The sequence below is a fragment of the Acaryochloris marina S15 genome (genome assembly GCF_018336915.1).
GTDB lineage: Bacteria > Cyanobacteriota > Cyanobacteriia > Thermosynechococcales > Thermosynechococcaceae > Acaryochloris > Acaryochloris marina_A.
In genome coordinates this window covers 2,345,222-2,361,270 of record NZ_CP064923.1, presented here as the reverse complement: position 1 = coordinate 2,361,270, position 16,049 = coordinate 2,345,222, and the positions used below count along the sequence as shown (strand labels likewise).

Genomic DNA, 16,049 nt, shown 5'->3' with positions numbered 1-16,049 from the left:
GAAATTTCGAGCACCAAAGTTTCAAATATTTTGGCAAAAAAATACGCCCTTTTACCAAAACCTCACCCTTTTCTAGTAATATCTATATTTGGGACGTTATGGCAATTTTTCTATACTCTCAATAATATTCTGGTAGTCTTTTGTTTTCTCTTGAGATTGGTAAATATCTGCAGCTTTTTGTAAGTCTTGAATAGCCTCTTGTTTTTTGCCGAGCTGGCTTTTTACGGTACCGCGATTCTCATAAGCTTTAGCATACTTAGGATCTATGCGAATCCCTTGGGTGTAGTCGGCAATTGCGGCTTGTGTATTCCCCAAGGCTAATTGAGCTGTTCCCCGGTTGGTATAGGCTCTGGCATATTTGGCATCAACCCGAATCGCTTCAGTATAATCAGTAATTGCTTGCTTCAAATTGCCAAGGGCAAAATAAGCAATTCCCCGATTATTGTAAGCCTGAGCATAGTTGACATTCAGGCGAAGAACTTGGGAATAATCTGCGATCGCAGCTTTGGTATTGCCCAGATCTGACTGCACAATGCCGCGATTAAAGTACGCCTCATAATACTGAGCATCGATCTGTATCGCTTGGGAATAATCTGCGATGGCAGCCTGTTTTTTTCCAACCTCAGAATAGATAGTTCCTCGATTGTTATAGGCTTGAACATGCTGGGGATTGAGACGAATCGCTTCCGTAAAATCAGCGATGGCAGCGAGTTTATCTCCTAACTGACTGCGTACCAGGCCTCGATTATTATAGGCATCGACAGAGGTAGGTTTGAGACGAATAGCGGTGGTGTAATGGGCAATAGCCCCCGGTAGATCATTGAGCCGACGTTTCGTAATGCCACTATTAAAGTAGGCTTTCGCATTTTCAGGGTCTTTCTGAATCGCAGCTGCATATTCACGTAGTGCCTGTTGATAGTCCCCTGCGGCAAACTGTTGATCCCCTTGTTGGAGATGGCCTTGAACTTGTCGATTGACTTCTGCAACCGTGATCGCTTTGGGTGAAACGGTAAGTAACCCTTGGACGACGATATATCCGATGCCGCCGAGGAGAGCCAAAGTGAGTAGGGCACTCCCAACCACCTTGCGAGGAATGCGGAGAGATGTGTCTTTTTGGAGAGGGGTAGCATTAGATTGGGGCGCGAGATAAAAAATAAAAGGCTTGGATCGACGGTCTACAGAAGATTCAACCACCTTCGTAGGCGGTAAAGACGCTTCTAGGGAATTCTGGACCTGCACTGGCAATGGTAACGTCGAAGCTTTGGGTAGAGCTGTTATGGTACTGGCATCTGGGGTCAGCACCCTCCGAGTTAACTCCTTGAGGGCTGCTTCTGCGGATTGATAGCGGTTTGAGGCTTCTTTTTGCAAAAGCTGACTCAAAACTTGCCTTAGTAAAGGGCTAAGGGGTTGGGAAACATAGGAATGCCACGACTCTAGCCAACTGTAGCCATGTTCCGTTGCCAGAGTGGACGGAGACGTTTGGCTTAAGAGATAAAAACAGCTCGCCCCCAAGCCAAATAAATCACCACTAGGCGTCGCAATGCCTAAACGCATTTGCTCATAAGGAGCAAAGCCAGGAGACCCCAAAACAGTTCCAGATAGCTCCTTCGACGGATCAGGGATGGGTTTAGCAACGCCAAAATCGATCAGCACATATTTCCCGGTTCCAGGAATATGCATAATATTGTCTGGCTTAATGTCTCGATGAATAACACCGCGTTCATGGATGTATTGGAGAACCGGAAGCAGATGAAGCAATATCTGCTCAATCTGTTCCCCAGAAAAAGCACCTTGATGCTCTAAAAGCTGCTTTAAATTTTTCCCTTCTATGTACTGCTGGATCAGGTAAAGACAGCCTTCGTCTTCAAAATAGCCCAGTAGAGCAGGGATCTGAGGGTGGGTCCCCAATTGCTGAAGCTGTTGGGCTTCCCCTTCAAATAGCTGGATAGCCTTCTGTGCCATCCAGGCATTGGTGGATTGGAAGGTGAGCTGCTTAACGACACAGCGTTCATTGAGGTTATCCGTATCATGGGCCAGGAATGTACGACCAAACCCTCCTTTCCCCAAAAGTTTGACGACTTTATAGCGGTTTCTGAGTAACGCCGATAGGGGCACACCACATCGTTGGCAATAGTGAACTCCATCGTGGTTTTGGGGATGATCGCAGGTAGGACTGAGGCAACAGATCATGTTGCAGTATCGAAAATATGAGGAACCATACTCAATTCTAACTTTCTAGCCACCGTGATCCTTGTAGCATCGGTGCTGAATCCATATCTTCACTTCCCCCAATGGGAACAGGCCCCCTGCAGATTTACACCTTTGCCTCAAGACTATGAGTTTTAGCTTTGCGATACTGCTTCGATAAGGTTCGGTAGGAGTGCGATCGCATTGCCAATACGGTCAATATCAATCCCACCAGTCCCGTCACCGTAAACACCAGGGCGATTCCTCGATCTCGACCAGTCCCAAACCAAGGACCCAGGAGTTCGACCCCAGCCCCCGTGGTCATAAACGGAATAAAAACAAACTGAGCAATGGGGCCAATCATAAAGGCAGTCAGGGGTGAAGCAGATTGTTCAATACTTTGAGCAAAGCCAAAGACACGGCCCTGACGTTCATAAGGAATCACCGTTTGTAAGATGGTGTGTTCTGCCGCCTCAACCACTGGGTCTAAGCAGAGAAAAATAAATGCGCCAATCGTCAACAACACAATTGATGCCTGGATTGTGAAAAACATGGCAACCAGCCACATTCCTGCATTGGCAAGAAAAAGGGTTCGCAGGGGATTTTTGCCTAGCCCTCTCCGAGCTACTATGATGCCGCCCAAAATAAATCCTAAGCTCAATCCTCCCCATAAAACACCCCAGGTTTGGACTGAAACCAGTGACAAGCCATAGGCATCCATCAGAGACATAAAGACTCCCCCCAATAAGTTATTGAAGGTATTGAAGAAAATGAGAGCAAACAGTCCAGGAACCAGACGAATGGCCCGAATGGTGCCACGAATATCAATCTGATTCGTTTCAGATTCTGTAGGGATGATTTCGCCCTCAGGAATGGAGAGGGTTACCAGAGGAATCATAGCTATAGATCTACAGATAAAGATCCGTGATTAGCTAGGCAGCTTGTGTACCCAAGGTTTTGCAATATTTGCCCATTAAGACAGTAATTTCATTGGGAGTCTGACTAAAGTACAGTAGCCCCTCATCGACCTGCTGAACTAAGTCATCAAATTGCTTGAAGAACCGTAGGTGTGTGCTGCGTTTTTTGAGTTTCTTCCACAAGAATTCAATTGGGTTGAAGTCAGGAGAATATGTGGGTAATTGGAAAGGAGTAAGGCGAGCGGATTGCTGGTCAAAGAACTGCTTAGTTGCTTTACTGGTGTGATATCTAGCCCCGTCCTGAATGAGAATAATATGCTTGTGAGTCTGCTGGAGTACTTGAGTTAGAAAAGCAGTATACCCTTCAGAATTGAAGCGTCCCGTCTGACCTTGATAGAAGAACTGACCAGAATGATAATCAATTAATCCAAACACCTTGTAAGCCTTCCGTTTACCACTGGTGGGCAATGTTGGCTGGTCTCCACGAAGACTCCAGGTGTAGCTTAACGACCCCCACTGCGCAAAACTGGCCTCATCCCCAAATAAAATTAGGGCATCTTTGGCTGCTGATAAACGCAAAATCTCAGGCCATTTGTGTGTCATCCATTCTTGTCGCTTGGCTTCATTGAGATGAGCTGCAACAAACCGTGCTCTTTGAAATGAAAAGCCTAAGTTCCTCAGTAGAGTACTCACATAATGGGGATGATAGGAAACATTGAAGCGTTTCGCAATCAGGTCTTGAACCATTAATGCACTCCAACAACCACACTCGTATCCAGCTTTGAGCGGACCTGCTTTAATCCATGACTTGAGCTGTTGTCGTTGCCGTGGAGTGAGTTTGCTGCGACGTCCTTGAGACGCTTTGTATCTAAAGCTAGCGATACCTCGTTTTAGAAATGCATGCAGATAATCCCTGATCGTTTGTTCGCCTAGTGCCAATGTTTCAGCTACCTGTGCCACTGAACCACCTTGACCAAGCTGCAATAAAGCACTAATACGTTTGACCAGACGTAAATTCTGACTCCCGTATGCCTGGCGCAGTTTAGCTTCAATCTTTTTGCGTGTTGATTGGGTAAAGCGCAGTTTGAATTGTGCGAGCATACTGGATGACCTCTGATAATCTTGAAATCCTTGCCAGAGCTAAGAGTATCAGGAGCTAGTTACTATATTTAATGAAGATGTAGTGTCGCTAAAACCACGGATGCTTTTCTGAAGATCTATAGCAAGGTAAATGCGATCGCAATTCCCAGCATCCATTGCACACCTAAAAATCCAATCACCAATCCACTCAAGGTAGACGCAACTAGAAACGAGATGCCATCACTTGTCCCCACCAAGCCATTGGCCTGATCTCGTTTGTCTTCAGGGATTAACAGCGTTACCAGGGTAGATAAGGCAATAGATCGTAAATTACCTGCGATCGCACCGGTCAATACCAAGAGAATGAAACCCCAAAGCCTGGGGCTACCAGGATCTGTAAAGACCGCAGGATCAGATAAAGCGAGGATGCCATAGGCAAGGGTGTATAAAATAAGGGAGCAAAGGCTAGAAAGCATCATCACCGTTTTCTTGCGATAGCGATCCACCAACGCCCCCAAGAAGAATCCAGAAATAGAAACGGTGATCAGATAGATTCCCGCCATCACCGACATTGCCAATACAGACTCAGTTTGCAAATAGACCCAAAATGTTGCCGCAAACCAAACAAAAGTATTCGTCAAAAGAGCAGTCAAAGAGTTGGCCAAAATGGCGTAGAAAACGTTAGTCATTTTTTCCCACTTGCGATCATTTAAATCTTGGCCAGAATTATCTGAGTGCTTTAGCAGTAAATGGTTGTAGCACAGTTTATATATGTCAGAAATGGCAAGTCAGCTCTGTTTAGGAAAGAATAAGTGCTTCCCTAATCCCTACTAACCACCTTCAAAGTGAGTTTTGCCACACAATCAAAGTCAGAGGAGAGTATTTACTGGCATAAGATTAGCCCCAATCCCCTGGCCAAAGCAGGATTGGAGCCTCATCTAAACAAGCTTGTAAGAATAAAGCTAGAAAAACTACATGATTAAAAAAATCTAAGTGATAGCCGAAGAAACATTTTAGTATAAATGTACTATCTAAAGCTGAGTTAACAGGAAAACAAGCCTCGTAAGGTTCCGTGCAATGTATTTATTCCCAGTTCACTCCCTATTCAAACTTGCAATAGGAAAGTTTAGAGCTTAAAGCAAAGAAGCTATAGCGTATTACTGTATGAACCTCTCTTGATAGAACTAACTTTTCGTTAGACTGGAAATAACAGTCTAGCCTTTTTCAATTTCTTAATACTGGTGGATATCCTGATGAAATGGCGTTCAAAATCAGCAGTTCTATTGCTAGGATCTTGCTTATATTTTTCACCTTCTTTATCTCAGGCTCAGGAGAAAAATAGTCCATCTCCAAAAGCTTCTGATATACAAGACACTTCTCCCGCTTCTCTATCAGAGCAGAAATCAGAGAACACCTACTCTAACCAAGATCTTTGTCAAATCAGCAAGAAATTATCAAATACTGCGCAGTCAAGTCCGCAACGCAATTCAGGCTCAAGTTCAGTGCTCTTAGATTCACCCGATAATGGAAGATTCCGTAAAGGGTTCCCACTGACTAAAGTGTTAGGTTCTCTTTCAGAGAATGATAATCAGGACAATTCTAAGCCCTTAAAACCTAAGCCAAAATCTAATCGCTGCAATTAGAGTTCTGGATGATTCTCAACTCATAAATACAATCGTATTTTACTATTGACCCTGCTATATTCTATGCATCCTAAATCCCTTAGAAATCAGGAATAATTTAGTCATTAAATCTGTAAGTTAATTCAAGCTCGGGTTGCTCGATTCGCAGTATTTCGCTCCATATCTCGCAGCTTCTTCCCTCGCCAAAGTAGGCGGATAGGGGTGCCCGTAAAGTTTAAATTTTCACGGAACTGTCGTTCGATATAACGACGATAATTGTCTTTGAAGTGGACAGGATTATTCACAAACAGAGCAATCGTAGGCGGCTGGCTACTCACCTGGGTGCCGTAGTAAATTTTGCCTTGCCGTCCTTGGCGAGTGGTGGGAGGCGTATGCCAGCTCACAGCTTCTTCCAAGACCTCATTAATCACCGAAGTCGTCACCCGCTGTTCAAATTGTTGAGCAGCAGTATCCACCAAGTTCAGAATTTTTTCTACCCGTTGTCCGGTTTGGGCACTAACAAAAATCATTTCTGCCCAGTCCATAAAATTGAGACGGGCTCGAATTTGCTTACCAAACTCGTTAATAGTGTAGGTGTCCTTTGTAACGGCATCCCATTTGTTGACCACCAGAACACAGGCCCGGCCATCATCAATAATGCGGCCAGCTAGCTTCTGGTCCTGTTCTGTGACACCATCCAAGGCATCAATCACAAACAATACGACTTGCGATCGCCGTATCGCTTTAAACGCCCGATTAATGCCAAAGAACTCCGGCCCATAGGAGACATTCTTTTTACGACGAATTCCTGCCGTATCAATAAAGCGATAGGTTTGGTCACCTCGACGGACCACCATATCAATCGTGTCGCGGGTTGTCCCCGAAATGGGGCTAACAATCGAGCGATTCTCGCCAACAAAAGCATTCAGCAAGCTGGATTTACCGACATTCGGCCGTCCCACTATCGCCACCTTGATCTCCGGTTCTTCAGCCGCTTCAGGTGTTTCTGAGAAATGTTCGACCACTTGATCTAAGAGATCCCCGGTGCCATTACCATGGATTCCCGAAACGGGTAGGGGTTCGTCTAAAGACAATTCCCAAAATTGTGCCGCCTGGGTGATGCCTTGATCCGGTGATTCGCATTTATTGACTGCCAGTAAGACGGGAGTATTTTGTAACCTCAACCAACGAGCAATTTCATGGTCTGCAGGGGTAGGGCCTGCCTGCCCATCCACCACCATCACCACTACGGTGGCCTCTGCTAAGGCAATCATGACTTGTTGACGGATAAAGGGGAGGAATTCCGTCTGATCATCAAACACGAGTCCGCCGGTATCCACTAGGGAAAAGTCTCGACCATTCCAGAGGCCAGGACGATAGGTGCGATCGCGAGTGACGCCAGGCGAATCATGGACAATCGCGTCCATCATTCCCGTGAGTCGATTGACTAGGGTTGACTTACCCACATTTGGGCGACCAACAATGGCAACAATGGGTAACCCCATACTGATATCCCTATTTCTAAATAATTTGAATGATTACTTCTGCAAGCCGTTTACTTCGTCGAGGCGGCATGGGGCAGTTCTTCTGGCGCAGGTTCGGGCAAAACCCCCATCCGCACTTCAGAATACCAAGTCGCTTGATATAGTTGATTCGCCTGTTTTAAAAGACTGATGCGCAAGCGCAAATTAGGGCTGGCGAACCATACCCGTTCCTCCAAATGCAATTGATCTTGGGTTCCCGTTAGGATCAGTCTTTGATCTTCGTCAATATGAAAATTAAGTCGCATAAAAGGGGCTGAACCCACCTGTTGTAGTATTTCCCCTTGGTTAGATACGTTCGATAGGGCCACCATCAGTAGCTCCCCCGCTTCTTGAGGTTGGGCCTGAAACCCTTGTCCCTTCCAGGAAATTTTAGCGGCGCACTGAGCCAAGGTCGGATCAGTCTCGGCCGCTTTGCACAATTCCAAAACAGCCACATCCTCTAAGCTTAGCTTCTCCACACAAAGCTGCGCTGATTGGGCATCAGAAGATAAATTTCCAATCTGATGACAGGTGCGCTGCGTAAACCATCGGCCACAACTTTGTTGAATAAATGCCTGGATGTCCATGGAACTGAGAGGGTGGGCAATCCCCTAATTTTAGGACATTGTTTCCCCTGGTACCGAATTTCAGTTGAGGAAACCCTTACAAACCCAAATACTCGGCATGAAATTTGATGTGATCACCGATAAAACTAGCGATGAAATAGTAGCTATGGTCATAGCCTGGCTGCATTCTTAGGGTTAAGGGACGCTGGGCCTGGTCACAAGCGTCCTGTAGCAAGTGAGGCCGCAATTGTTCTTCGAGAAAAGAGTCCGCCGTGCCTTGGTCCACCAGCAGAGGGCGATCATCTTGGTATTGATGCACTAATTCACAAGCATCATATTGCTTCCAAGTCTCCATATCCACGCCTAAATATCTGGAAAAGACTTTATGTCCCCAAGGGCAGCGCGTAGGAGCCACGATCGGGGCAAAAGCTGAAATGGACCGATAGCGTTCGCGATTCCGCAAACCACAGACCAACGCCCCATGTCCCCCCATGGAATGACCACAAATACTTTGTCGCTCAGGATTGGCAGGGAAGAACTGGGCAATTAGTGCCGGTAGCTCTTCCACGACATAGTCATACATATGATAGTGCTTGGCCCAAGGGTCAGCCGTTGCATTCACATAAAACCCTGCACCAGTTCCTAAATCCCAATCGTCCTCGGCACCTGGGGTTTCGCCATCCCGAGGACTGGTATCGGGTGCCACGAGCATGACGCCATATTCGGCCGCATATCGCTGAGCCCCCGCCTTGGTTACAAAATTCTCTTCTGTGCAGGTGAGTCCCGATAAAAAGTAGAGGACGGGAACCGGACCTGTCTCGGCCTGGGGAGGCTGATACACAGCAAAATTCATGGGGGTGCGGCAGGTTTGGGAGTCATGACTATAGAATCCCATGGTGCCACCAAAGCAGACAGTCTCCTGGCGACAGGTGAATGATACGGACATAGATGCAATCTAGAGCAACTTCGCCATTATGGGGGATTGGTGATGCGATCGCACCCCCAATCCACAGATTGTTTAACCTCAATTTACGGATCACGACCAGGCGTAAAATCGCATTTGCTAGCCGCTAACCCAATGCACTGATTACCCCTCGCACGACTTTCCATTTGGGCATAAATCCAAAAAACACAGGGTACAAATAATACCGTTGCGATTAAACCTGTATCCTTCCCATGACGATGCAAGATTAAGCACATCTGGCCTACTCAATCATCATTATTGCTCAATCAATAGATCGATATTTCCCCAAGACAAAGCCCCGTCAATGGCTAGCAAATCTGGGCATGTCCCTAATATTGAGGGATTAAATTCCATTCCTTTAGCTGGTTAAACTTCGTATTTCCTGAAATTAAGGTTAGTTTATGGTCCGCCGCCGTGCTGGTCCCTAACCGACTAATTTTCTTCCTGGTCACACTCTCTCAAAACACCTTAGAGCAATGCTTAGCCATCAAATTTTCTCTAAAAATAGGTTGCAGAATCAGCATCCAAGTCACAATCTCGAAAAGATAAGCTTGCGGGCGTCCGTCACCATCTTCAGGTAGTGTGATAGCAACCCTTTCCGCTAAGGGAGCCACACCCAGAATGCAAATAGATTTCCATAACGGCGTCACCTATATCGTGGCCCGTTTGGCTGGGTTCGATCACCCAGAAGCCAATGTCATTGCCCACTGCGCTCAATATGTTGATGACGCCACCAATTCTGGCTTAATTCGCTTTAACAATGGCACTGTATTCAATCACATTAGTTCTGCCCATAAACTGCTGGATTATCGGAATTTTCGCCAACTAGCAAACTATCAAGTTTGGATTCCGTTTCATTTTTTGCCGGGGAATGAGGGGCTGTCCGCCCACCAGAACCCTAATGGCACCTTTATTAATAAATTAATCTGCCGTCCCAATAGCCATGTAGCCCAGGATATGTTGCGAGAATGTATCCAGCTGCGCCAAACCGATCATGGTCTGTATCGGCTGGGCATTGCGATGCATGTCTATGCTGACACCTGGGCTCATCAGGGATTTGCGGGAGTGAACCACCAAGTGAATGAAGCCAGAAAACTCATCGACTCCCGGGGCAATCTCGACCTTAAATTCACTAAAAAGGTCAAAGCCTACTTCAAAAAAAAAGTCGTCGACAATTTTACCGGCCATCTTCTGAGTGAAGTCTTTCCCCTTGGCCATGGAGCCGTCTTAGGACATCCTGATAAACCCTTTTTGAAATGGGGCTATACCAATGGTCTCAACGAGAAAATCATCAGAAACAACCCCCAAGACTATTTAGAAGCGGCAGATCACATGTGCCAGTGGTTACAGCGCTATCGGTTGGGGGATCCAGATGCCCGAGTTACTGGGCTACCGCCAAAGGACAAGGTTGTCATTGCTGAGCACTTACCATCCATCACCCATAAAAATAATGAGATTCGGTATCGGCAGTGGCTAGACTTAATTGGCCAGGGGCGATTTAGTTTTGGCATTGCCCATCTTTCCTATGTCCATAAAGGCATCGGCTCTTGGAAATATGATGCGATTGGGACTGAAGCCTTGCTTGATACAGGGGAAGAAGTCTTTCAGTATGACTCTAATTTCCTAGAAAGCCATTGGAAACAGTTCCATGAAGCCTTGATCGCCCATCGCTCTTATATTGTCGGGACGTTGCTCCCCCAGTACGACATTCATATCAAGGTGAATCAACCCATTAAACTAACTCGCTGAAATCAGTAAGTGTTGAGCGACAGCCTGCATCAGATCTTGGTGAACCGTCGCTGAAGTTGCCACTATTAAGCCGGGTCGTTGGTAGTTTTGACTGGTCTGTAAGGGCGGCAGAGGATCTCCCGTAAATGTGGTGACGATACAGCCTGCTTCCTGGGCTAAGAAAGCAATGGCAGCTCCATCGATAAACTTACCCGATTCCAAGATGGCACCAGCAAATTCTCCTTTGAGAATGGCATTGATATTGGGTGCAAAGGTATCTGCGGTATAGGCCGTTTTCAGATCATTGATTTGATAAGCAGGACCAACATCAGGAAGGCGATCCGAGAGTCCCCAACCCAAATAAATAAGAGGTTTTGGATTCTCAAGTTGGAGTTTCTGGCACTGGTCTAAGGAGGATTCTAGAGAACCCAAAAAGGTCCCTACGCCCCGCAGGGCATAGTAATAGCAATCCTGGGCCGGTGAAATGGCGAGGACTGCCTCATATTCGTCTTGATTCAGAACACCCACAATAATTTGATAATTATCATGACCATCTAGGTAGAAGCGGGTGCCGTCAATAGGATCGAGGGTGACTAAATAATCTCCATCTGGCCCTAAATCAATGGCTCGGAAATATTTAGTATTCGCCGTTTTTTCATACTCCTCCCCGTAGAACCGGATTTGAGGATAAGCCCCTAAAAGGGCCACTTCCACCAAAGTTTGAATCGACAAATCGGCATCTGATAAAGCAGCGCCAAAGTGATTTTGCTGATCGGTTTTTTCGGGACAAGCTGCAATCACGGGCTGAATATTTTTGGAATAGGCAGCGGCTAGTCTTAAAGGCGGTAATAACGTTTCTAGAATCTGCCGAGGCGTAGGTGAATTAGACATAGGTTCCATCGTTAACGGGCAAACAACCCCTTCTTACCTTAACTAGGTTAACGTCAGGTATGGGACGGGTTATCGATAAGGTCTAATGGAACGATTTAATTTGCAAGTCTTAGGGCGATTTTGGAAAATTGCCATTAGCTATTGGAATAGCGAAGAAAAATGGAAAGCGCGGGGATTGCTCCTGCTCGTCATGGTGCTTTCTCTGGGCTATACCGGCTTAAGCGTGCTTCTCAACAATCGTCGAGGGGTGATGATTTCAGCCCTTTCAGCCCAGGATGAAGCCCGGTTCTGGCAAACCATCATGATCTTCCTGGGAGTCCTGGTGGCTTATGCACCTATTTTTGCCGGTTATACCTATTTGCGGGATCGATTAGGACTGCAGTGGCGACGCTGGCTAACCAATCGCTATGTGGATAACTATTTCAGCAATCGAGCCTACTATAACCTCAACAATCTGCATACAGACATCGATAACCCCGACCAGCGAATTGCTGAAGATGTCAAAAGTTTTACCCAGGGATCACTCACTTTCCTGCTGATTATTGTCGATTCCCTGTTAGGGATAATCGCCTTTAGCAGCGTATTGTGGAAGATTTCTTCTTCATTAGTATTGTTCTTAGTGCTTTATGCCGTCCTGGGCACCGTCGTCACGGTGGGAGTATTTGGGAAAGGGCTGGTCAGGCTAAATTTTGCCCAGCTCAAGAAAGAAGCTGATTTCCGTTTTAGTCTGGTACGCATTCGCGAGAATGCGGAATCAATTGCCTTCTATCGGGGAGAGCAACAGGAAGCCGATCAGGTCAAAGATCGGTTTATGGAAGCCTTTGAGAACTTCAAGAACCTGATTATTTGGCAGTTGAATTTGAATGTGTTTTCCAATGCCTATGAGTTTTTGCCCTTTATCCTGCCTGCCATTGTCGTGGCTCCTGGCATCTTTGCAGGTGAACTTGAGGTGGGTAAGGTCTCTGAAGCCCAAGGCGCATTTATTCGGATCTTCTTTTCCTTGAACTTGATTGTGGCCCGTTTCCAAGAGTTAACCTCTTTTGGGGCAGGCATTGATCGTCTCTATACCTTTGCTGAAAACATAGAGCAGCCTAGCCAAATAGAAACAGAGGAATCAACAGAGTCTGACGCCGAAGAGCAAGAGCCTATTCAGACCACCTTTACTGTCGAGGAAGGGGAAGGCTTATCCCTGGCTGATCTAACCCTGATGACTCCTAACTATCAGAGGACCTTAATTACTGATCTCTCTATATCTTTGTTGGAGGGAGAAGGACTCTTGGTCAAAGGGCCAAGTGGATGTGGTAAGAGTTCATTACTGCGGGCGATGGCTGGTCTATGGAATTCGGGCCAAGGCACCATCCACCGTCCTCAGCCAAAGGATATTCTCTTCCTACCTCAGCGTCCTTATATGATTGTGGGCAGTCTCCGGGATCAGATGATTTATCCCAATATGGAAATTGAGGCCAGTGACGAAGAGCTTAAGGCCATTTTGCAGCAAATTAATCTACCGGATTTAGATGAACGGTTTGACGGCTTTGACTCGGTGGAAGATTGGTCTTCAGTTCTATCTTTGGGAGAACAGCAGCGACTCACTTTTGCCCGCCTCTTACTCAATAAACCCCAATATGCCATTCTCGATGAGGCTACGAGTGCTTTGGATTTAAGCAATGAAGCTTCGCTATATGAGCAGTTACAGCATCTGGAAACAACCTTTTTGAGCGTGGGCCACCGATCAACCCTAACGAATTATCACGAGCGCACCCTGAAGTTGGCAGCAGATACGACTTGGGAATTATCTGAGTCTGAGAGGGTGTTAGAAGGGAATGCGATCGCGTAACAAGAAAACTGATTTAAATCCTGGATTTCATGAAGAATTTAGATAAAATTTCTAGAATGTCATTAATTCTCAAAACTGATGCTGCTCATTCGCCAAGCAAAATTACATGATTTAGAAGCAGTCAAAACGTTTTATAGTCAGTGCCGCTATGGTGGTGGATGTCAAAAAGAAGATTTAATCTTGATGGCGTATTTAGAAACGCAACTTGCGGGCGTAGTACGGCTTTGTCCAGAGAATAAAGTGACTGTCCTCCGTGGCATGCAAGTGATGAAGCCTTCTCAAGGGCAGGGGATTGGTCGCCAACTCCTTCAAGCCTGTGTCAAGCAACTTAGCGATCAGATTTGTTACTGCATCCCTTGGACACATCTAGTGGAATTTTATCGACTGGGTGGATTTGACACAGCCCTATTAAAGGAGATACCAGACTTTCTCCAAAAAAGATTTGAGGGATATCGAAAGCGGAAGGTGGAAGTCAGCATCATGCGACGATTACCCATCCCCTAACAACCTAAGTTAAAAAATAAATGCTCAAGGTAAATGTCAACAAAATTAAGGTCAAAAATGATCACCCCTACAAGTGAAGTAAACAAATGCTTCCCAAGAGGCAAAAAGGTAAGGGTTAATGTTCGCAGCCATGTCCATTTTGGCTATTTTATAGATATACCGGGAATTGAAATTCGTGGACTTATTGAAACTGTATTACTTGAGCCTTCAGAAAAGCCAAATCTAGAAATTGGCTCCACCATTGAGGCGGTCATACTACAATTCAGAGACTCTAAAGAGCCTTTAAAGAGGCAATTTCGCCTAACAGTCCATCCTGCAGTTCTTGCAAATCCTGCTTTAGTCAAGCCGATATAGGATTAAGGTGCTTTTCTCGCTGCTGCGAACGTAAAACCACCTCGCTTTTTATGTAGTTATCTTTGCTCACTATGCTGGAAATACAGTAGTATTGCTTGGCAATAGTAACGCCTCGCAGTACTATTATGATAGTAGGCTTTAGCTCCAAAGAAACTAAGCTTATCTTCGATGGCTCCACATCTCGTGTATACCCACCCGATATCCAAAAGATTGCACTACGCAAACTCCTCATACTTGATGCCGCGACATCAGTGAATGATTTGCGTATTCCTCCAGGAAATCGATTAGAGAAGCTAGTGAGAGATCGCCAGGGACAATACAGTATCCGTATCAATAGCCAATGGCGGATCTGCTTTACCTGGACAGCGGAAAATGATGCTGATCAAGTTGAAATCGTTGATTACCATTGAGAAGAACATGGAAAACGGTCGTCTGCCAATTATTCATCCCGGTGAAATCTTGAAACTAGAGTTTCTTGAGCCACTAGATCTCACACCTTATCGTTTGAGTAAGGATATCGGTGTTGCTCAAACAAGAATTAGCGAAATACTGTCTGGAAAGCGTAGCATTACCGCTGATACAGCCCTTCGTCTATCACAGTATTTTGGCAACAGCGCTCAGTTCTGGTTGAATTTACAGACACAATATGATTTGCGCCAAGCCCAGGAAACCAATAGAGATGTATACAGTCACATTCCAACCGTACAACTTACTCACCTGCCATCCTAAACGACGTAAAGACAGTCGGTTGAATGGTTAGAAGCCAATCAGTACTATCGAACGCTGCTGACCCTTTAATAAATACTGGTAGCACTCCCTAAATAGGGACTTAGCATGTTTTCAACCTTCTCTTCAGACCGATGTCCAAAACAGCTGGATAAGACATTGCAATCTTGATCGAAGAGAATCCAGATTGGGGTTCCTGGTAGAGAATTGAGATGAAAGGTTTCACGATCAAATGAGATCGCAAACTTTAACGGTATCGCGTATCGCTCAATCTGCTTTTCCTGGAAATACTGCTGGGTGACCCCTACCATCTCGCCAGACTGCAATAGCTTCTGAGTATTCGCCGCAGTATACAGTTCAAAGTCTTCAAAAGCAGTCGACAATCCCAATACGTTGATGCGATCGCAACACTTCTCATCCCCTAATCTGGAAAGAAGTTTATTGAAATCATCCAACAGATTCACTTCCTTAACTCAGAACTTGAGTCAAAAACTAGCAATGATGGTTAGTGCTGAAGATTGTTGTTGAGTGAAGATACTGGACATGTGGAATCAACGCTACGCTGACAACAGCTATATATATGGAACTGAACCGAATTCATTCCTAGCCGAACATACAGATATTCTCCTCAACCCAGTCCTATCTCTGGCGGAAGGGGAAGGACGAAATGCTGTATTTCTCGCTTCATTAGGATTTTTGGTACACGGCGTGGATGGCTCCGAAGTAGGCCTTACCAAAGCCCAAGGACTGGCACATTCAAAAGGCGTAGAAATCCAAACAGAAGTGGCTGATCTTGGCCTGTTTGAGCCACTAGCAAATCATTACGGATCGGTTATTTCAATCTCAGCCCATCTTCCCAGCGTGATTCGGAACAGACTTTACCCGTTAGTCGAGCAATGTCTAAAACCCAATGGCATTATCCTGCTTGAAGCCTATTCCGAAAACCAAATCACTCGGGATACGGGCGGCCCCAAAGATCTCGATATGCTCATGACCTGTGCCAAAGTTGAACAGGAATTTCCGAACTGTGAGCCGATTCTTATGAGGGAACTTGAGCGGGAAGTCTGTGAAGGGAAATACCATACTGGCATGGCCTCAGTCATACAATTCATCGCCAAAAAGAAAGAAAGCCTAAATTGCCAAGACTAAC

At 45.8% G+C, this 16,049-nt stretch carries 15 protein-coding genes and 2 pseudogenes; 8 read left to right on the top strand and 9 right to left on the bottom strand.

All coding sequences use genetic code 11. From position 1 onward, the window contains the following. Positions 1-96 precede the first annotated feature (96 nt). The 4 genes and pseudogenes from I1H34_RS11415 to I1H34_RS11400 form a co-directional block, all read right to left on the bottom strand. Positions 97-2,190 (bottom strand): tetratricopeptide repeat protein, encoded by a 2,094-nt coding sequence (locus tag I1H34_RS11415; protein ID WP_212665725.1) that lies wholly within the window; start codon positions 2,188-2,190, stop codon positions 97-99. A 124-nt stretch (positions 2,191-2,314) separates the two neighbouring features. Next, positions 2,315-3,070: pseudogene (locus I1H34_RS11410) on the bottom strand (MFS transporter); the annotation flags it as partial. 49 nt (positions 3,071-3,119) lie between these two features. Beyond that, positions 3,120-4,205: an IS630 family transposase gene (locus I1H34_RS11405; protein WP_212662243.1), complete on the bottom strand. Its 1,086-nt coding sequence runs from the start codon at positions 4,203-4,205 to the stop codon at positions 3,120-3,122. Between the two features lie 119 nt (positions 4,206-4,324). After that, positions 4,325-4,873, bottom strand: a pseudogene (locus I1H34_RS11400) (MFS transporter); the annotation flags it as partial. Positions 4,874-5,437: 564 nt separating this feature from the next. On the opposite strand from I1H34_RS11400, the gene I1H34_RS11395 reads away from it, so the two are divergent. Next, complete coding sequence (locus I1H34_RS11395; RefSeq protein ID WP_212665724.1) at positions 5,438-5,827, top strand: hypothetical protein; 390 nt, start codon at positions 5,438-5,440, stop codon at positions 5,825-5,827. Between the two features lie 122 nt (positions 5,828-5,949). Here I1H34_RS11395 and der read toward each other — a convergent pair whose 3' ends face one another. From der to fghA, 3 genes are all read right to left on the bottom strand, one after another. Further along, a complete protein-coding gene (gene der / locus I1H34_RS11390) occupies positions 5,950-7,311 on the bottom strand; it encodes a ribosome biogenesis GTPase Der (protein WP_212665723.1) in 1,362 nt (453 codons plus the stop codon). A gap of 50 nt (positions 7,312-7,361) precedes the next feature. Next, entirely contained in the window at positions 7,362-7,916 is a 555-nt protein-coding gene (locus I1H34_RS11385; RefSeq protein WP_212665722.1) for a phycobiliprotein lyase, read from the bottom strand. Between the two features lie 76 nt (positions 7,917-7,992). Next, complete coding sequence (gene fghA / locus I1H34_RS11380; RefSeq protein WP_212665721.1) at positions 7,993-8,841, bottom strand: S-formylglutathione hydrolase; 849 nt, start codon at positions 8,839-8,841, stop codon at positions 7,993-7,995. 639 nt (positions 8,842-9,480) lie between these two features. Here fghA and I1H34_RS11375 point away from each other — a divergent pair. Continuing rightward, positions 9,481-10,608, top strand: coding sequence for a DUF6765 family protein (locus I1H34_RS11375; protein WP_212665720.1), 1,128 nt, complete (start codon positions 9,481-9,483; stop codon positions 10,606-10,608). Here I1H34_RS11375 and I1H34_RS11370 read toward each other — a convergent pair. Beyond that, entirely contained in the window at positions 10,597-11,478 is an 882-nt protein-coding gene (locus tag I1H34_RS11370) for an inositol monophosphatase family protein (protein WP_212665719.1), read from the bottom strand. The two genes, I1H34_RS11375 and I1H34_RS11370, sit on opposite strands and share 12 nt — an antisense overlap. Positions 11,479-11,563: 85 nt before the next feature. Here I1H34_RS11370 and I1H34_RS11365 point away from each other — a divergent pair, with 85 nt between their 5' ends. The 5 genes from I1H34_RS11365 (at position 11,564) to I1H34_RS11345 (ending at position 14,902) form a co-directional block, all read left to right on the top strand. After that, positions 11,564-13,315 carry an ABC transporter ATP-binding protein/permease gene (locus I1H34_RS11365; RefSeq protein ID WP_212665718.1) on the top strand — a complete coding sequence of 584 codons (1,752 nt, stop codon included), beginning with the start codon at positions 11,564-11,566 and terminating at the stop codon, positions 13,313-13,315. A 78-nt stretch (positions 13,316-13,393) separates the two neighbouring features. Further along, positions 13,394-13,819 carry a GNAT family N-acetyltransferase gene (locus I1H34_RS11360; RefSeq protein ID WP_212665717.1) on the top strand — a complete coding sequence of 142 codons (426 nt, stop codon included), beginning with the start codon at positions 13,394-13,396 and terminating at the stop codon, positions 13,817-13,819. A gap of 33 nt (positions 13,820-13,852) precedes the next feature. Then, a complete protein-coding gene (locus I1H34_RS11355) occupies positions 13,853-14,173 on the top strand; it encodes a hypothetical protein (RefSeq protein WP_212665716.1) in 321 nt (106 codons plus the stop codon). Positions 14,174-14,298: 125 nt separating this feature from the next. Next, the gene (locus tag I1H34_RS11350; protein ID WP_212665715.1) at positions 14,299-14,583 is read left to right on the top strand and encodes a type II toxin-antitoxin system RelE/ParE family toxin; all 285 of its coding nucleotides are present in this window, start codon (positions 14,299-14,301) and stop codon (positions 14,581-14,583) included. 7 nt (positions 14,584-14,590) lie between these two features. Then, positions 14,591-14,902, top strand: a complete 312-nt coding sequence (locus I1H34_RS11345; protein WP_212665714.1) for a HigA family addiction module antitoxin — start codon at positions 14,591-14,593, stop codon at positions 14,900-14,902. 65 nt (positions 14,903-14,967) lie between these two features. Here the strand turns inward: I1H34_RS11345 and I1H34_RS11340 are convergent, their stop codons facing one another. After that, entirely contained in the window at positions 14,968-15,354 is a 387-nt protein-coding gene (locus I1H34_RS11340; RefSeq protein WP_212665713.1) for a hypothetical protein, read from the bottom strand. Between the two features lie 88 nt (positions 15,355-15,442). Between I1H34_RS11340 and I1H34_RS11335 the strand changes: the two genes are divergently transcribed. After that, on the top strand, positions 15,443-16,048 hold the full coding sequence (locus I1H34_RS11335; RefSeq protein ID WP_212665712.1) for a class I SAM-dependent methyltransferase: 606 nt from the start codon (positions 15,443-15,445) through the stop codon (positions 16,046-16,048). The last annotated feature ends 1 nt before the right edge of the window (position 16,049 follow it).